Origin of the sequence: Micromonospora sp. PLK6-60 (genome assembly GCF_019890675.1) — a bacterium.
GTDB lineage: Bacteria > Actinomycetota > Actinomycetes > Mycobacteriales > Micromonosporaceae > Micromonospora.
Map to the genome: position 1 here is coordinate 37,247 of NZ_JAIOAA010000012.1, position 16,043 is coordinate 53,289.

Below are 16,043 nucleotides of genomic sequence, written 5' to 3' on the forward strand. Positions count from 1 at the left end.
CGCGGCCGGGCGCGACGGAAGGCGGGCGGCCCGGTGTCAGGCCGACTGGAGGCGGGGCTCGATCCAGCCGTGCTCGGTGAGGTGCTCCATCACCACGCGGACCGCCTCGTCGACGGTCAGGTCCGTGGTGTCCACCACCACGTCCGCGTCGGTCGGCTCCTCGTACGGGTCGTCGATGCCGGTCATCCCGGTGAGCAGGCCGGCCCGGGCGCGGGCGTACAGGCCCTTGCGGTCGCGCTGCTCGCACACCTCCAGCGGGGTGGCCACGTGCACCAGCAGGAAGCCCGCCCCGGCCGCCAGGGCCATCTCCCGGGCGGTCGCCCGGGCCTGCGCGTACGGGGCGATCGGGCAGCAGATGCCCACCCCGCGGTGCCGGGCGATCTCGGCGGCCACCCAGCCGATCCGGCGCACGTTGGCGTCCCGGTCGGCCTTGCTGAACCCCAGCCCGGCGGAGAGCTCCCGGCGCACCACGTCGCCGTCGAGCAGGGTGGTCGTCCGGTCGCCCTGCTCCCGCAGCACGTCCGCCAGGCCCCGGGCGATCGTCGACTTGCCGGAGCCGGAGAGGCCGGTCAGGAAGATCACCATGCCCCGGTGCCGGCGGGCCGGCCGGGCCCGGGACAGCTCCTTCGCCACCGCCGGCGGGGTGTGCCACTCCGGCAGCGGGAAGCCCCGGTCCAGCAGGTCGTCGATCTCGGCCTGGGTCAGCGCCAGCCGCCGGTTGCGCGGCGGGATGTCCTCCCGCCAGCGCCACTGGCCGTCCCGGTTGTCGTAGGCCAGCTCCCGTGGCACCAGCACCCGCAGGCCCGCGCCGGAGAGCATCTCGCCGGTGGAGAGCAGGTGGGTCACCCCGTACGCGGCGGCGACCCGGGCCCGCAGCAGCGCGTCGCTGATCTCGTCGGCCCGGCGGGACAGCGGGACCGCGACGATGGTGGCCGGGGGCATCCGGTCCCGGGCGGCGAAGACGCTGCGGACCAGCGCCTCCGACGGCAGCCCGCCGCCCACGCCGTCCCCCACCGGGATCATCACCAGCAGGTGCGCGCCGATGGTGCGGGCCGCGTGCGCGATCTGGGCGAGCTGCGGGCGGTGCAGCGGGCGGTCCGCGAACACCCCGAGCACCCGGCCCGGCGGCAGCAGCGGCCGGACCTCCTCCGGCCCCCGGCGCAGCCGCTGAAACGGGCCGTGACCGCCGTCGCCGACCCGGCGGACCGGACCGCCGACGCCGACCAGCCCGTCCCGGGCGGCCCAGCGGTCGGTCACCTCCAGCCCGGCCACCGGGGCGCCCTCACCGTCGGTCAGCAGCAGCGCCCGACGCTCCGGATCCGCCGGGTCCAGCCCCTCGGCGAGCGCGGCCGGCACGTGCAGGGTGACCGGCACCGGCCAGGAAGTGCCGTCGGCGAGCCGGCCCCGCCGGGCGAGGGAGGTCAGGTCGGCGCGGGTCATGAAGCCGGTGAGCGGCGCGTACGCCCCGGAGAGCAGCAGCTCCAGATCGGCCAGCTCGGCGGGGCGCGGCGTGTACGCCTGCGCGCCCCGAAGCACCTCGTCGGGCAGCACCCACCCGTTGCTCATCGAACCCCCACTCCTGGTCGGCACACAGTCTCGCAGTCGGTCGTCGTTCGGTCGAGACCGCCACTCCTGTGGGCCGCGGGGGGAGTGCGGCGGGTCAGCCCGCCGGGGCGAGCGCGGCGGCGCCGAACGACACCGCGAACCGTTTGCACCAGATCGAGACGCTGGTCAGCGCGGCCAGGTCGGTGCCGGCCGGGATGTCGTACCCCTGGTCGCCCCGGTTGCCCTTCAGCCGGCCCAGTTCGACCCAGCGCCCGTCGTCGAAGACGCCCCAGCCGTCCCGGCCGGTGCGCACCGGCTGGTCGCTCAGCCACACCCGCAGGTCGGGTCCGTTGGAGGTGGCCAGCCCGACCAGTTCCAGCCGGTGGCTGCCGTCGGGGGCCCGGACGATCCGCGCGGTGCCCGAGGTGTCGTGTTCGTGGGTGACGAAGTCGCCCCGGCTGACCAGGGCCGGTCCGGCGGGTGCGGTCGGGGTGGCCGGGCCCGCGTCCCCCGTGGTCGGGGGCCCGGCCGTCGGTGGCGCCGACTCCGCCACCGGGGCGAGCCGCTCGGCGACCCGGGTGTCGGTCACCGCCTTCCACGGCTGGAACCAGTACAGGCCGAACGCGGCCCCGGCGCCGAGGACGGCGACCGTGACCCAGGTCAGGGGCTTGCGAAGCAGACGGCTCACCATGCGTCGAGTGTTCCGGCCCGGGCCGCCCCGGTCACCGGGCCGGCCGCTTACGGAAGCCTTACCGAAACCGTCCGGGCGGAATCAGGGGCAACCCCGAGCGTTTCCTGATGTCCCGTCTGGCGGCGGCTCCCTACGCTGAACCCCGTGGCACTGCTCGCGACCGAGTCGCTCACCAAGACGTACGGCGGACGGGTGACCGCCCTCGCCGACCTCACCGTGTCGGTCGAGCCGGGGATCATCGGACTGGTCGGCGCCAACGGCGCCGGCAAGTCCACCCTGATCAAGATCCTGCTGGGTCTGCTCCCGCCGACCAGCGGCCGGGTCTCCGTGCTCGGCCTGGACCCGACCACCGACCCGGCGGCGGTGCGCGCCCGGGTCGGCTACATGCCCGAACACGACGCCCTGCCGCCCGACCTCTCCGCCGCCGAGCTGGTCACCCACCTGGGTCGGATCAGTGGCCTGCCGCGCACCGTGGCCCGGGAGCGGGCCTCCGAGGCGCTGCGCCACGTCGGCCTGCACGAGGAGCGGCACCGGGCGGTGGGTGGCTACTCCACCGGCATGAAACAGCGGGTGAAGCTGGCCCAGGCCCTGGTGCACGACCCCGACCTGCTGCTGCTCGACGAGCCGACAAACGGCCTCGACCCGGCCGGCCGGGACGCCATGCTCACCCTGATCCACCGGATCGGCACCGAGTTCGGCATCTCCGTGCTGGTCTGCTCGCACCTGCTCGGCGAGGTGGAACGGATCTGCGACACCCTCGTCGCCATCGACGGCGGGCGGCTGCTGCGGGCCGACCGGGTGTCCGCCATGACCTCCGCCACCGACGTGCTCGCCGTCGAGGTCAGCGAGGGCACCGACGACCTGGCCATCCGGCTCGCGGCGCTCGACCTGCCGGTGGCCCGGGAGGGGCGGCTGCTGCTCGTCCCGCTCGCCGACGAGGCCACCTACGACCTGATCCTCGGCGCGGTCGCCGAGCTGGACCTGCCGCTGCACCGGCTGGACCAGCGGCGGCACCGGGTGGCCGAACTCTTCGCCACGAGGGAGCCCAGCCATGTCTGAGCTGACCGGCGTCATCCACGACATCGGCTACCAGCGCTACACCGGGCCGCGGCTGGGCCGCCGGCACGTGTTCGGCGCGCTCTACCTGCACGGCGTACGGACCGCGTTCGGTCTGGGCCGGTCCGCCAAGGCCAAGATCTTCCCGTGGCTGGTGGTGGCCATCGTGCTGGTCGTCGCCGCCGGGCTGACCGCGGTACGCGCCCAGTTCGGCGAGGTTGTCATGACGTACGCCCAGTTCGCCGACGCGATGAGCTGGCTGGTCATCTTCTTCGTCGCGGTCGCCGCGCCGGAGCTGGTCTCCCGGGACCTGCGCAGCGGCGTGCTGCCGCTGTACTTCTCCCGGCCGCTGCCCCGCGGCGACTACGCGCTGGCCAAGCTCGGCGCGTTGGCCACCGCGCTCTGGCTGCTGCTCGGCGCGCCCCAGCTGGTGATGTTCCTCGGCGCCGCGTTCACCACCGGCGACGGGATGAGCGGGGTCTGGCACGAGCTGCTCGACCTGCTGCCGGGCCTGCTCTACGCGGCCCTGTGGGCGGTGGTGTTCGCCTCGATCGGCCTGCTGATCGCCTCGCTCACCGGCAAGCGGGCGTTCGCCGCCGGTGGCATCGTGGCGATCTTCCTGATGACCACGCCGGTCGTCGGCGTGCTGTCGATCATGCCGTCGCCGACGATCAACGAGCTGGCCTTCCTCGCCTCGCCGTCGACCCTGGTGGGTGCGGTGGGCACCTGGGCGCTCGGCGACCTGCTGGTGCCGGAGGGGCAGGGCGGCGGGATGCCGATCGGCGACTTCGGGCCGGTCTACGCCGCCGCCGTCGTGCTCCTGGTGGCCGGCTGCGTCACCCTGCTGCTGCTGCGATACCGGAAGGTGGCCGCCCGATGACCACGATCAGCGCCCAGCCGGCGGCGCCGACCACGCCCGCCTCCACCCTCGACCTCACCGGGGTCTCCCGCTGGTACGGCAACGTGGTGGCGGTCAACGACGTCTCCATGCGCCTCGGCCCGGGGGTGACCGGTCTGCTCGGCCCGAACGGCGCCGGCAAGACCACCCTGCTGCACATGATGGCCGGTTTCCTCAGCCCGTCCCGGGGCACGGTCCGCCTCGACGGCGAGCCGACCTGGCGCAACCCGCAGGTCTACCGGCGGCTGGGCCTGGTAAGCGAGCGGGAGGCGGTGCACACCTTCCTCAGCGCGTACGAGTTCGTGCTGGCCAGCGCGAAGCTGCACCGGCTGCCCGACCCGGCGGCGGCGGCCCGACGGGCGATCGACCTGGTGGAGATGGGCGACGCGCAGGACCGGCGGATCGGCACGTACTCCAAGGGCATGCGGCAGCGCACCCGGGTGGCCGCCGCGCTGGTCCACGACCCGCAGGTGCTGCTGCTCGACGAGCCGTTCAACGGGATGGACCCGCGCCAGCGGCTGCACATGATGACCCTGCTGCACCGCCTCGGCGACGCCGGCCGGACCATCCTGTTCAGCTCGCACATCCTGGAGGAGGTCGAGCAGGTCTCCGGCACCGTGCAGGTGATGGTCGCCGGCCGGCTGGCGGCCTCCGGTGACTTCCGCACCATCCGTCGGCTGATGACCAACCGGCCGCACGTCTTCGCGATCCACTCCACCGACGACCGGGCGCTGGCCGTGGCGCTGATGGCCGAGCCGTCGGTCACCGGCGTGGAACTCGGCCGCACCGGCCTGAGCGTCAAGGCCGGCGACTACGGCGCCTTCACCCGGGCACTGCCGAAACTCGCGCTGCGCCACGGGATCCGGGTCCGGCAACTGCTGCCCGAGGACGAATCGTTGGAGAGCGTCTTCTCGTACCTGGTGGAGGCATGATGTCGACCGTTGGCTGGATCACCGCGCGCGGGCTGTTCGGCCGCCGTCGCTTCCTGATACTGCTGCCGCTGCCCCTGCTGCTGGTCGGGCTGGCCGTGCTCTGCCGGTCCCTGAACGTGGCGCCGAGCGACTGGGGCCCGGCGGTGCTGGTCGGGCTCGGCCTGGCCGTGGTCCTGCCGGTGGTGGCGCTGGTCGTCGGCACCGGCGTGCTGGGTGCCGAGATCGAGGACGGCACGGTGGTGCACATCCTCACCAAGCCGCTGCCCCGCTGGCAGATCGTGCTGCCGAAGCTGGCGGTGGCGACCGCGGTCAGCGCGGCCACCGTCGCCGTCCCGCTCTTCGTCGCGGGCCTGCTCGCCGATTCGGTACGCCTCGGTCTGGCGCTGGCCGCCGCGTCGGCGCTGGGCGCGCTGGCGTACTCGGCGCTGTTCCTGGCGCTCAGCCTGCTCACCCGCCGGCCGGTGCTGCTCGGCCTGGTCTACGTGCTGATCTGGGAGGGGTTGCTCGGCCGCTTCGCGGACGGCACCCGGGTGCTCTCCATCCAGCAGTGGGTGATCGCGCTGGCCGACCGGATGGCCCCCACCGACCTGCTCGGCACCACGGTGTCGGTGCCGGTCGCCGCGATCCTGACCGGGCTGGTGGCGGTGGGCTTCACCGTGCTCGCCATCGACCGGCTCCGCTCGTTCAGCGTCGCCGGCGAAACCAGCTGAGCTGCGGGAAGTGTTAAGAAGGGGCCCCTGCTATGCAGAATGCGTTAACAGGGGGCCCCTCCTTACACCTCAGAAGGCGCAGGCGATCACCAGCTCCGGCGTCCGGTCCGGGAGGAAGTCGAGCTTGGCGATCCGCCCCGCCGCGCGCACGTCGGCGGCGACCAGGCTGAGCTGGTCGAGCAGGGCGGCCGGGCCGAGCGCCTCGGCCAGCGGCACGTCCGCCTTCATGGACAGCTTCCGCTCCGACTTGGCCCGGCGCACCTGACCCAGCGCGTCGGCGGCCACGCGCAGCAGCGCCGGTTCACCCGGACCCTGGGTGGCCCGGCCCACCTCGTACGTGGTGGGCCAGGGGGCGCGGTGCACCGAGCCGTACCGCCACCAGGACCAGACCTCCTCGGTGACGAAGGGCAGCACCGGGGCGAACAGCCGCAACTGCACCGAGAGCGCGGTGGCCAGCGCCGCCCGGGCCGAGTCGGCCCCCGGCCCGGTGCCGTAGGCGCGTTCCTTCACCAGCTCGATGTAGTCGTCGCAGAACCGCCAGAAGAACGCCTCGGCGGCCATCAGCGCGGCGGTGTGGTCGTACCCGTCGAACGCGGCCGTCGCCGCCGCGACCACGCCGGAGAGTTCGGCGAGCATGGCGGCGTCCAACGGCTCCGTGGCCGGTGCGCGCAGCGCGTCGGCGGCGCCCAGCCCGAGGACGAACTTCGACGCGTTGAGCAGCTTGGTGGCCAGCCGGCGGCCGACCTTGATCTGCGCCGGGTCGAAGGCCAGGTCCATGCCGGGCTTGCCGCTGGCGGCCCAGTACCGGACCGCGTCCGAGCCGTTGCGCTCCAGCAGCTCCATCGGGGTGACCACGTTCCCCTTGGACTTGGACATCTTCTTCCGGTCCGGGTCGAGGATCCAGCCGGAGAGCACGGTGTCCCGCCAGGGCAGCACGTCGTGTTCCAGGTGGGCGCGGACCACGGTGGCGAAGAGCCAGGTGCGGATGATCTCCTGCCCCTGCGGGCGCAGGTCCATCGGGAAGACCCGGCGGAACAGGTCGTCGTCGGTCTCCCAACCGCCGACGATCTGCGGGGTCAGCGACGAGGTGGCCCAGGTGTCGAGCACGTCCGGGTCACCGACGAACCCGTCGGGCCGGCCGCGTTGGGACTCGGTGAAACCGGGGGGCGGCTCGCTGGCCGGGTCGATCGGCAGCGCCGCCTCTTCCGGTGTGAGAGGCTGGGACCAGTCCGGCTCGCCAGTGTTGTCGAGCCGGTACCACACCGGCACCGGCACCCCGAAGAAGCGTTGCCGGCTGACCAGCCAGTCACCGGTCAGGCCGCCCACCCAGTGCTCGTAGCGGTGCCGCATGTGCTCCGGCACCCAGCGCAGCTCCCGGCCGCGGGCCAGCAGCTCGTCGCGGAGCCGGCCGTCGCGGCCACCGTTGCGCAGATACCACTGCCGGGTGGAGACGATCTCCAGCGGCCGGTCGCCGCGCTCGTAGAACTTCACCGGGTGGCTGATCGGCCGCGGCTCGCCGTCGAGGTCACCCGCGTCGGCCAGCAGCTCCACGACCGTCCGCCGGGCACCGTTGACGGTCTGCCCGGCCAGCGCCGCGTAGGGCTCGGCCGGCACGCCGGCCGGCGGCTCGGGCAGCAGCCGGCCGTCCCGGCCGATCACCACCCGGGTCGCCAGCTCCAGGTCCCGCCACCAGGTCACGTCGGTCAGGTCACCGAACGTGCAGACCATCGCGACGCCGGTGCCCTTGGCCGGGTCCGCCAGCGGGTGCGCGCGCACCGGCACCTCGACCCCGAAGACCGGGGTACGCACCGAGGCGCCCACCAGGTCGGCGTACCGCTCGTCGTCGGGGTGGCAGACCAGCGCCACGCAGGCCGGCAGCAGCTCCGGCCGGGTGGTGTCGATAAGCACCGCCCGCCCGTCCGCCGCGTGGAACCGCAGCCGGTGGTACGCCCCGGGCCGCTCCCGGTCCTCCAGCTCCGCCTGGGCGACGGCGGTGGCGAACCCGACGTCCCACAGCGTCGGCGCCTCCGCCTGGTACGCCTCGCCCCGGGCCAGGTTGCGCAGGAACGCCCGCTGCGAGGTGGCCCGGGCCGCCCGCCCGATGGTGGTATACGTCAGCGACCAGTCCACCGACAGCCCGAGCCGCCGCCACAGCGCCTCGAAGACCTGCTCGTCCTCCACGGTGAGCACTTCGCACAGCTCGATGAAGTTGCGCCGGGAGATCGCCGTCGGGTGCTTGCGCGCGTCGTCGCCCACCGGGGCGGCCGGCGGCGTCCAGTCCGGGTCGTACGGCAGGGCCGGGTCGGGGCGCACCCCGTACACGTTCTGCACCCGGCGTTCGGTGGGCAGGCCGTTGTCGTCCCAGCCCATCGGATAGAAGACGGCCTTGCCGCGCATCCGCTGGAACCGGGCCACCGTGTCGGTGTGCGTGTACGAGAAGACGTGCCCCATGTGCAGCTCGCCCGATACGGTCGGCGGCGGCGTGTCGATCGCGTACACGTCCGAACGCTGCTTCGCGCGGTCGAACGCGTACGTGCCGTCCTGCTGCCAGCGGCGCGCCCAGCTCTCCTCGAGGCCGTCCAGGGTGGGACGCTCGGGGACGCCGGCGCGGGCCGTCCTCGCCGTGTCGGTCATCGCCCGATCGTAGGCAGCCCCGCCGGGCGGGACCACCGGGTTGCGCTCAGATCAGCGAGTCGCGCCACTGCCGGTGCAGGGCCGCGTACCGGCCGTCGGCGGTGATGAGCCGGTCGGGCGGGCCGTCCTCGACGATCCGCCCGCCGTCGACCACCAGCACCCGGTCGGCGATCTCCACGGTGGAGAGGCGGTGCGCGATCACCAGCGCCGTCCGGTCGCGCAGCACGGTGGCCAGCGCCCGTTGCACCAGCCGCTCGCTCGGCACGTCCAGCGACGAGGTCGCCTCGTCCAGGATCAGCACCCGGGGGTCGGCCAGGAACGCCCGGGCGAACGCGACGAGCTGCCGCTGCCCGGCGGAGAGCCGGCCGCCGCGCCGGCGTACCTGCGTGTCGTACCCGTCGGGGAGCGCGGCGATGAAGTCGTGCGCGCCGATGGCCCGCGCCGCGGCCGTCACCGCCGCGTCGTCGGCGTCCGGCCGGCCGAACCGGATGTTCTCCGCCACCGAGCCGCTGAACAGGTGGTTCTCCTGGGTCACCAGCACCACCGCCCGGCGCAGCTCGGCGTCGCCGAGGTCGCGCAGGTCCACCCCGTCCAGGCTGATCGTGCCGGTGTCCGGGTCGTGGAACCGGGCCACCAGCTTGGCGATCGTCGACTTGCCGGCGCCGGTCGGCCCGATCAGTGCCACCGTCTGCCCGGCCGGGACCCGCAGCTCCAGCCCGGACAGCACGGGCGTGTCCGGCCGGTAGCCGAAGGAGACCGACCGGAAGGCCAGCGCGCCGTGCCCGGGCCCGGTGGGCAGCGGCACCGGCCGGGCCGGCTCGGGCACCGCGGACCGCTCGTCGAGCACCCCGGCCAGCTTCTCCAGCGCCGCCGTCGCCGACTGCCACGAGTTGTAGAACTGGCTCAGCTCCTCCATCGGCTCGAAGAAGCGGCGCAGGTAGAGCAGGAACGCGGCGAGCACGCCCACCGCCATGTCGCCGCCGAGCACCCGGGCCCCGCCGTAGCCGAGCACCACCGCCACCATCACGTTGCCGACCGCCCGGATCCCCGGCGAGTAGAGCGCGCCCAGCCGGAAGGTGCGCAGGCTGGCCTCCCGGTAGTCGTCGTTCACCGCGTCGAAGATCCGCTGGTTGCGCCGCTCCCGCCGGTACGCCTGCACCGCCCGGATGCCGCGCAGCGACTCGACGAAGTGGACGATGACCAGGGCGACCGTCTCCCGGGTCTGCCGGTACGCGGTGGCCGACGCCCGGGTGAACCAGCGGGACAGCCAGAACAGCAGCGGGAAGGCGAGCAGGGTCACCCCGGCCAGCGGCGGGTCCAGCCAGAGCAGGATGCCGGCCACGGTGAGCATCGACAGCGTGGAGACCACCAGCCGGTCGATGCCGCCGTCGACCAGCTCGGCGATCGCGTCCACGTCGCTGGTCAGCCGGGACACCATCCGGCCGGAGGTGTACCGCTCGTGGAAGCCGACCGGCAGGTGCAGGAACTGGCCGTACACCCGGCGGCGCAGCTCCAGCAGGACGGCCTGGCCGATCCGGGCGGAGAGGGTGAGGAAGCCGCGCCGGGCCGCGTACTCGATCAGGGCGGCGGCGGCGAACGCGCCGGCCAGCGCGACCAGCGGCGCCGGGTCGCCGGCCCGCAGCGGGCCGATGCCCCGGTCGATGCCGAGCATGACCAGGTACGGCCCGGCCATCGCGGCGGCGTTCTGGGCCAGCAGCAGCGCGACCGCCCCGCCCAGCCGGCGGCGGTGCGGGCGCAGCAGGTTCCGCAGCAGTGCCCGGCTGCGCACCCGCAGCCGGGCCACCGCCTCGGGGGAGGCGTCCTCGGCGCGGCTGCGGTCCGCGTCGGGGTCGGTGGCCCGGCCCCGCCACCGGGCCAGCTCCGCCGCGCCCTCCCGGTCGCCGGTCACGAGCGCACCAGCCCGGCGCCGTCCGGCTCGCCCAGCCGGGGCGGCGGGACGGCCGGGGTCTCCGCCGCGGCGGAGAGCACCGCCCGGTACGCGGGTACGGTGGCCAGCAGCTCGGAGTGGCTGCCGGTGGCCACGATCCGGCCCTCGTCGAGCAGCGCCACCCGGTCGGCCAGCGCGACCGTGGACGGGCGGTGCACCACCAGCAGCGCGGTAGTGTCCCGCAGCACCCGGCGCAGCGCCGCCTCGACCTGCGCCTCGGTGTGCACGTCCAGCGCGGAGAGCGGGTCGTCCAGGACCAGCAGCGCCGGGTGGCCCAGCACCGCCCGGGCCAGCGCCAACCGTTGCCGTTGGCCGCCGGAGAGCGTCAGCCCCTGCTCGCCGACCCGGGTGGCCAGCCCCCACGGCAGCTCGTAGGCGAAGTCGGCCCGGGCCAGCGCCAGCGCGGCCCGGACCTCCTCCTCGCCGGCGTCCGGGCGGCCCAGGGTGAGGTTCTCCCGGACCGACATCGAGAACAGGGTGGGCTCCTCGAACGCCACCCCGACCAGCCGGCGCAGCGACCCCAGCCGGACGTCCCGCACGTCGTGCCCGTCCAGGGTGATCCGGCCGTCGGTCACCTCGTGCAGCCGGGGCACCAGCGAGAGCAGGGTGCTCTTGCCGGACCCGGTCGCCCCGACCAGCGCGAGGGTCTCGCCCGGTTCGACGGTGAGGTCGATCTGTCGCAGCACCGGCTCGGGGCTGCCCGGGTAGCGGAAGGAGACCGCCTCGAAGGCCAGCCGGCCGCGCACGGTGGTGCGGGACAGCTCCACCGCGTGCGGCGCGTCCACGATGGCCGGCAGGGTGTCCAGCACCTCGTGGATCCGGTCGGCGGCGGTGGCCGCCTCCTGCCCGTTGGCGATGATCCAGCCCAGCGACTGGACCGGCCAGATCAGCATCAGCTGGAGGCTGACGAAGGCGACCAGTTGGCCGACGGTCAGCGCGCCGTTCGCGACGGCGGTCGCGCCGGTCACCAGCACCACGCCCAGGGTCAGGTTGGGCACCAGGTCGAACAGCGCCGAGGTGCGGGCCAGCAGCCGGGCCTTGCCCACCCCGATGTCGTGCAGGGTGCCGGCGCCGGTGGCGAACCGGGCGGCCAGTTGCGGCCCCCGCCCGTACGCCTTCATGGTGCGCAGCCCGACGGCGGTCTCCTCGACCAGCGTGGCCACCTCGCCCTGCTGCTCCTGCATCCGCCGGGACGCCGCGTGGTACGTCCGGGCGAACCGGCGGCTGATCAGCACCAGCGGGACCGCGCTGGCCGCGACCAGCAGGCCCAGCGCCGGATGCAGCCGCACCAGCAGCACCACCACCGCCGCGTAGGTGACCAGGTTGAGCACCAGGAAGAGCAGGTTGAAGGAGAGGAACCGGCGGATCGCCGACAGGTCGCTGGTGATCCGGGACAGCAGTTGGCCGGTCTGCCACCGGTCGTGGAAGGCGGCCGGGAGCCGTTGCAGGTGGGCGTAGACGTCGGCGCGGATCGCCGCCTCCATGCCCACCGACGCGGACGACTGGGTCCACCGCCGGACGACGATCAGCGCGGCCTCGGCCAGCCCGAGCAGCAGGGCCAGCCCGCCGAGCCGCAGCACCCCGGCGGGGTCGCGGTCGGCGATCGGCCCGTCCACGACCCGCTGGGTGAGCAGCGGCACGGCGAGGCTGGCCCCGGTGGCGGCCAGCGCGGCGGCCAGCAGCCAGCAGTAGCGCGGCAGGTACGGCCGCAGGTAGGGACGCAGCCGCAGGAGGTTGCGAAGCGGCCGCCTGCGGGGGGTGAGGTCGCCGTCGCGGTGCGCGAGCACTACCCGACGGTAGCGGCAGAGTTCAATGGTTCTTCTGTCAGCTTGCCGTCATCGGCCGCTCATGGGCGAGAAGCCACTTCTTCACGGGCAGCCCCCACCGGTAGCCACCGAGCGTCCCGTCGGTGCGCAGCACCCGGTGGCAGGGGACGAAGAGGGCGACGGCGTTGCGGGCACAGGCGGCCGCCGCCGCCCGGACCGCCAGGGGCCGTCCGGCGCGGGCGGCGAAACCGGTGTACGTCACCGGCTCGCCCGGTTTCACCTCGCGCAGCACCTGCCAGGCGTGCGCCATGAACGCGCCGCCGGTGTGCTGCCGGACCGGTACCCCGTCGAGCGCGGTCAGGTCACCGGCCAGGTAGTCGGCGACCGCCCGGTGCACCGGCCCGAGGTCGGCCCGGTGCCGCAGGTCGCCGCGCAGGCTGGGATGGGCCAGCGGGAGCAGGGTCGCCGGGTCGGCGGTGAAGCCGGCGGCGCGGACCGCCCCGTCGGGTCCGGCGAGGACGCTCAGCGGGCCGGCGGGGGTGTCGATGACGGTGCTGTCCAAGGTGGTCATGCCGCTCTCCAGAGTCGGATCACCGCGTACGACCGCCAGGGGCGCCAGCGGTCGGCGTACGCGTCGAGGGTCGTGGGGGTGTCGGGCAGGCCGAGGGCGGTGGCGCCCCGGCGGACGGCCAGGTCGGTGGGGAGCAGGACGTCGGGGTCGCCGAGCGCCCGCATGGCGACGTAACCCGCCGTCCAGGCGCCGACCCCCGGCAGCGCCATCAACTGCCGAACGGTCTCCTCCCGATCCCCACCCGGATCAAGATCGAGCCGCCCCTCGGCGACCTCCCGCGCCAACGCCCGAACCGTCTCCCGCCGCGCCCCCGGCATCCGAAACCCCCCATCCCCCACCCCCAACACCTCCTCCGCACCGGCGAACGGCCGCAGCGCCCGTGGCCCGTCCGGTTGATCATGAAGTTTGCGTCCGGCGGAGGCCGTTTGCTCGACGCAAACTTCATGATCAACGCGGTTGGTGGCGGTGTGGGACAGGAGGTGGGTGAGGGTGGTTTTGGCGGCTGGTAGGGAGATTTGCTGGGTGGTGATGGCGCGGAGGGCGATCTCGAAGCCGTCTACCGCGCGGGGGAGGCGGACGCCTTGCTCCGCCGCGACCGCACGGGCCAGGGCGGGGTCGGTGGCCAGGGTTTCGTCGACGGCTTCGGGGTCGGCGTCCAGGTCGAGCAGGCGGCGGCAGCGGGCCACCGCGGGCGCCAGGTCCCGCATGTCGGTCAGCCGCAGGGTGGCCACCACGTGGCCGTCCGCCGGGGTCAGGGCCGCCTCGCCGGTGCCGCGCGGCAGCCGCAGCCCCCGGCGGTACGTCCCGTCGCGTACCTCCTCCACGCCGGGCAGCGCCCGCACCGCGAGGAAGTCCAGCAGGGCGGCGGCGTGCAGCGGCGGCCGGTACGCCAGGCGCAGCGTGATGGTGCCCGCCCCGGCCGGACCCGGCAGCCGGCCCCGGGTGATCCGCAGCTCGGACGGGGGCACCGCGTACACCTCGCGGATCGTCTCGTTGAACTGCCGGACGCTGCCGAAGCCCGCCGCGAACGCGATCTCCGCCATCCCCATCGCGGTGGTCTCGATAAGCGTCCGGGCGGTCTGCGCCCGCTGCGCCCGGGCCAGCGCGAGCGGCCCGGCACCCAGCTCGGCGTGCAGCATCCGGTGCAGGTGCCGTTCGGTGTAGCCGAGCCGGCCGGCCAGCCCCGGCACCCCGTCCCGGTCCACCACCCCGTCGGCGATCAACCGCATGGCCCGGCCCACCACGTCGGCCCGGACGTCCCACTGGGGCGAACCGGGTGCCGCGTCCGGGCGGCAGCGCCGGCAGGCGCGCAACCCGGCGCCCTGCGCCGCGGCGGCCGACGGGAAGAATCGGACGTTGCGCCGCTTCGGCGTCATCGCCGGACAGGACGGCCGGCAGTAGATCCCGGTCGACGTCACCCCGGTGTAGAACCAGCCGTCGAACCGCTGGTCGCGGCTGTCCACGGCCCGGTAGCACCGTTCGAAGTCCAACTCCATGACACCGATACTGCCTCGCAGGTGACGCCGTCGGCTGGCGGGATTCGGACCTGACCGTCCGGGCCCGGCGGACCCGGACAGCCGGTGCGTGTCCGCGCGCGTGACCGGGTCAGTGCCGCGGCCCCGGAGACTGGACCGCCGCCCAGCCGACGGCCCGATCGCCCCCGGCGGTGCCGGATGGCGTGAACAGCCACGAGCCGCTGGGGGAGGGTGGCGGGGTCGGGGTACCGGATGGCGTGAACAGCCACGAGCCGCTGGGGGAGGGTGGCGGGGTCGGGGTGTCGGACGGGGTAATCAGCCACGGGCCGCTGGGAGAGGGCGGCAAGGTGGGCGACGGGATCGCCGTCGAACCCGGGGCGAACGGCGGGGGCGCGTCGTCACGGCTGGCGGCGAGCGCGATCGGCGCGCCGAGGAGCACGGCGGCCGCCACCCCCGCCACCCCCAGCGTGACGGTGGTCCGCTGCCGGCTTCGGGCCCGGCGCTCCGCCGGGATCAACTGGTCCTGCACTGTCGGTGCCTCCTCGGCCAGGTCGGAGAGGGTGGCGCGGATGAGGTCCTCGATCGGCCCGGTCATTGCCGTACCTCCAGGAGTTCGACGTCCGGCAGGAGCTGGCGTAGCCGATGCACCGCCCGGTGGGTACGGCTGCGCACCGTGCCCACGGAGCAGCCCAGCGCCTCGGCCACCTGGGTCTCGGTGAGGTCCTCGTAGTAGCGCAGGACCAGCACCGTGCGCTGCGCCGGCGGCAACCGCCGCAACGCCGCCCGCATCGCCAGGCGTACGTCGGTGCCGCCGCTCGGATCCGGCTGGACCTCCTCGTCGGCGCCGGTGAGCGCCCGCTCCCGGCGCCGACGCAGTCGCCGCCACAGGCTCACCTGCTCCCGGTACATGACCGCCCGCAGGTATCCCTCAGGGTCGGCGTGCCGCAGCGTCCGCCACTTCGGGATCGTCCTGGCCAACGCCGACTGGAGGAGATCCTCGGCGGCGTGCCGGTCGCCGGTGAGCAGGTACGCGACCTGCATCAGCGCCGGCGTGCGGCCGGTCACGAACTCCGCCAGCCGCGCCCGTTCGTCCTCGTCCACCCACCCTCCCGCTCTTCTTCGTCACAGATACAGACGCCCCAGCTCAGGCCGGCTATCCCTGGCGCGGCAACGGATTTCGCGGCGAAAGTGTCGGTGGTGGCCGGTACCGTGCCGCCACCAACTCAAGAAGAAGGTGCGGGGAATGGCGAGCGTGGCCGGGCGGGGTGCCCGCTGATGCGGTCGGAGCGGGCCCGGCTGGACCGCGCGGTGGTGCAGGGCTTCTACGACCGGATGCGGGTGGTGGCGCCGGCGGCGTACGGCGCGATCGAGCGGGACCGGGCCAACGACCCGGGGCGTCCGTTCCCCGAGACCGCCTGTGGTCGGCTCGCCGGCTCGCTCGACGCCGCGGGGCTGCGCGCGCTGGGCATGTGGGCGCACCACTGGTGCATGCGCTTCTATGACGACGACACCCGGGTCGGGCTGCGCCTGGTGCGGGAGATCGCCGGCCGGCCCGGGTTGGGCTGGACGTTCGACGAGGTGCGCTGGCTGCTCGGCGAGTCCTACGCGGCCGGCCCAGCCGCCGCGCAGCGCTTCACGCTTCCCCGGGCGGCCGCCGCCGAGCTGCCGCCCGCCGACCTGCCGGAACTCGCCGCCGACCTGCCGCCGGGCGCGCTGCCCGAGCTTGCCGCCGGCGAGACCGACTGGCGCCTGGCGGGCTGAGCGGGCGTGGGCGAGATGGGCGTGGGCGAGACGGGCGTGGGCAAGACGGGCGTGGG

14 protein-coding genes are annotated in these 16,043 nt (G+C 74.5%); 5 read left to right on the plus strand and 9 right to left on the minus strand.

Annotated features, from left to right (window positions below; genetic code table 11):
- Positions 1-36 precede the first annotated feature (36 nt).
- On the minus strand, positions 37-1,566 hold the full coding sequence (gene cysC / locus K7640_RS21185) for an adenylyl-sulfate kinase (RefSeq protein WP_222956620.1): 1,530 nt from the start codon (positions 1,564-1,566) through the stop codon (positions 37-39).
- Positions 1,567-1,660: 94 nt separating this feature from the next.
- Positions 1,661-2,236, minus strand: coding sequence for a DM13 domain-containing protein (locus tag K7640_RS21190; protein ID WP_222956621.1), 576 nt, complete (start codon positions 2,234-2,236; stop codon positions 1,661-1,663).
- Between the two features lie 144 nt (positions 2,237-2,380).
- Between K7640_RS21190 and K7640_RS21195 the strand changes: the two genes are divergently transcribed.
- The 4 genes from K7640_RS21195 to K7640_RS21210 are packed head-to-tail and all read left to right on the plus strand — an operon-like array spanning position 2,381 to position 5,832.
- Positions 2,381-3,295 (plus strand): ABC transporter ATP-binding protein, encoded by a 915-nt coding sequence (locus K7640_RS21195; RefSeq protein WP_222956622.1) that lies wholly within the window; start codon positions 2,381-2,383, stop codon positions 3,293-3,295.
- Positions 3,288-4,172 (plus strand): ABC transporter permease, encoded by an 885-nt coding sequence (locus tag K7640_RS21200; protein WP_222956623.1) that lies wholly within the window; start codon positions 3,288-3,290, stop codon positions 4,170-4,172. Before K7640_RS21195 ends, K7640_RS21200 begins: the two co-directional genes overlap by 8 nt.
- A complete protein-coding gene (locus tag K7640_RS21205; RefSeq protein ID WP_222956624.1) occupies positions 4,169-5,122 on the plus strand; it encodes an ABC transporter ATP-binding protein in 954 nt (317 codons plus the stop codon). Before K7640_RS21200 ends, K7640_RS21205 begins: the two co-directional genes overlap by 4 nt.
- The gene (locus tag K7640_RS21210) at positions 5,122-5,832 is read left to right on the plus strand and encodes an ABC transporter permease subunit (RefSeq protein WP_222956733.1); all 711 of its coding nucleotides are present in this window, start codon (positions 5,122-5,124) and stop codon (positions 5,830-5,832) included. The genes K7640_RS21205 and K7640_RS21210 overlap by 1 nt, the downstream gene beginning before the upstream one ends.
- A 69-nt stretch (positions 5,833-5,901) precedes the next feature.
- On the opposite strand, the gene valS is transcribed toward K7640_RS21210, so the two are convergent.
- The 7 genes from valS to K7640_RS21245 all read right to left on the minus strand — a co-directional run bounded on the left by valS (position 5,902) and on the right by K7640_RS21245 (position 15,327).
- Complete coding sequence (gene valS, locus K7640_RS21215) at positions 5,902-8,466, minus strand: valine--tRNA ligase (protein ID WP_222956625.1); 2,565 nt, start codon at positions 8,464-8,466, stop codon at positions 5,902-5,904.
- 46 nt (positions 8,467-8,512) lie between these two features.
- Positions 8,513-10,375, minus strand: coding sequence for an ABC transporter ATP-binding protein (locus K7640_RS21220; RefSeq protein ID WP_222956626.1), 1,863 nt, complete (start codon positions 10,373-10,375; stop codon positions 8,513-8,515).
- Positions 10,372-12,201, minus strand: coding sequence for an ABC transporter ATP-binding protein (locus K7640_RS21225; RefSeq protein WP_222956627.1), 1,830 nt, complete (start codon positions 12,199-12,201; stop codon positions 10,372-10,374). The genes K7640_RS21220 and K7640_RS21225 overlap by 4 nt, the downstream gene beginning before the upstream one ends.
- Before the next feature lie 37 nt (positions 12,202-12,238).
- The gene (locus K7640_RS21230; protein ID WP_222956628.1) at positions 12,239-12,751 is read right to left on the minus strand and encodes a methylated-DNA--[protein]-cysteine S-methyltransferase; all 513 of its coding nucleotides are present in this window, start codon (positions 12,749-12,751) and stop codon (positions 12,239-12,241) included.
- Positions 12,748-14,247 (minus strand): DNA-3-methyladenine glycosylase 2 family protein, encoded by a 1,500-nt coding sequence (locus tag K7640_RS21235; protein WP_222956629.1) that lies wholly within the window; start codon positions 14,245-14,247, stop codon positions 12,748-12,750. Before K7640_RS21235 ends, K7640_RS21230 begins: the two co-directional genes overlap by 4 nt.
- Positions 14,248-14,356: 109 nt before the next feature.
- Positions 14,357-14,821 carry a hypothetical protein gene (locus tag K7640_RS30630; protein WP_222956630.1) on the minus strand — a complete coding sequence of 155 codons (465 nt, stop codon included), beginning with the start codon at positions 14,819-14,821 and terminating at the stop codon, positions 14,357-14,359.
- Positions 14,818-15,327: a SigE family RNA polymerase sigma factor gene (locus K7640_RS21245; protein WP_222956631.1), complete on the minus strand. Its 510-nt coding sequence runs from the start codon at positions 15,325-15,327 to the stop codon at positions 14,818-14,820. The genes K7640_RS30630 and K7640_RS21245 overlap by 4 nt, the downstream gene beginning before the upstream one ends.
- Positions 15,328-15,501: 174 nt before the next feature.
- On the opposite strand from K7640_RS21245, the gene K7640_RS21250 reads away from it, so the two are divergent.
- Positions 15,502-15,987, plus strand: a complete 486-nt coding sequence (locus K7640_RS21250) for a hypothetical protein (RefSeq protein WP_255609640.1) — start codon at positions 15,502-15,504, stop codon at positions 15,985-15,987.
- The last annotated feature ends 56 nt before the right edge of the window (positions 15,988-16,043 follow it).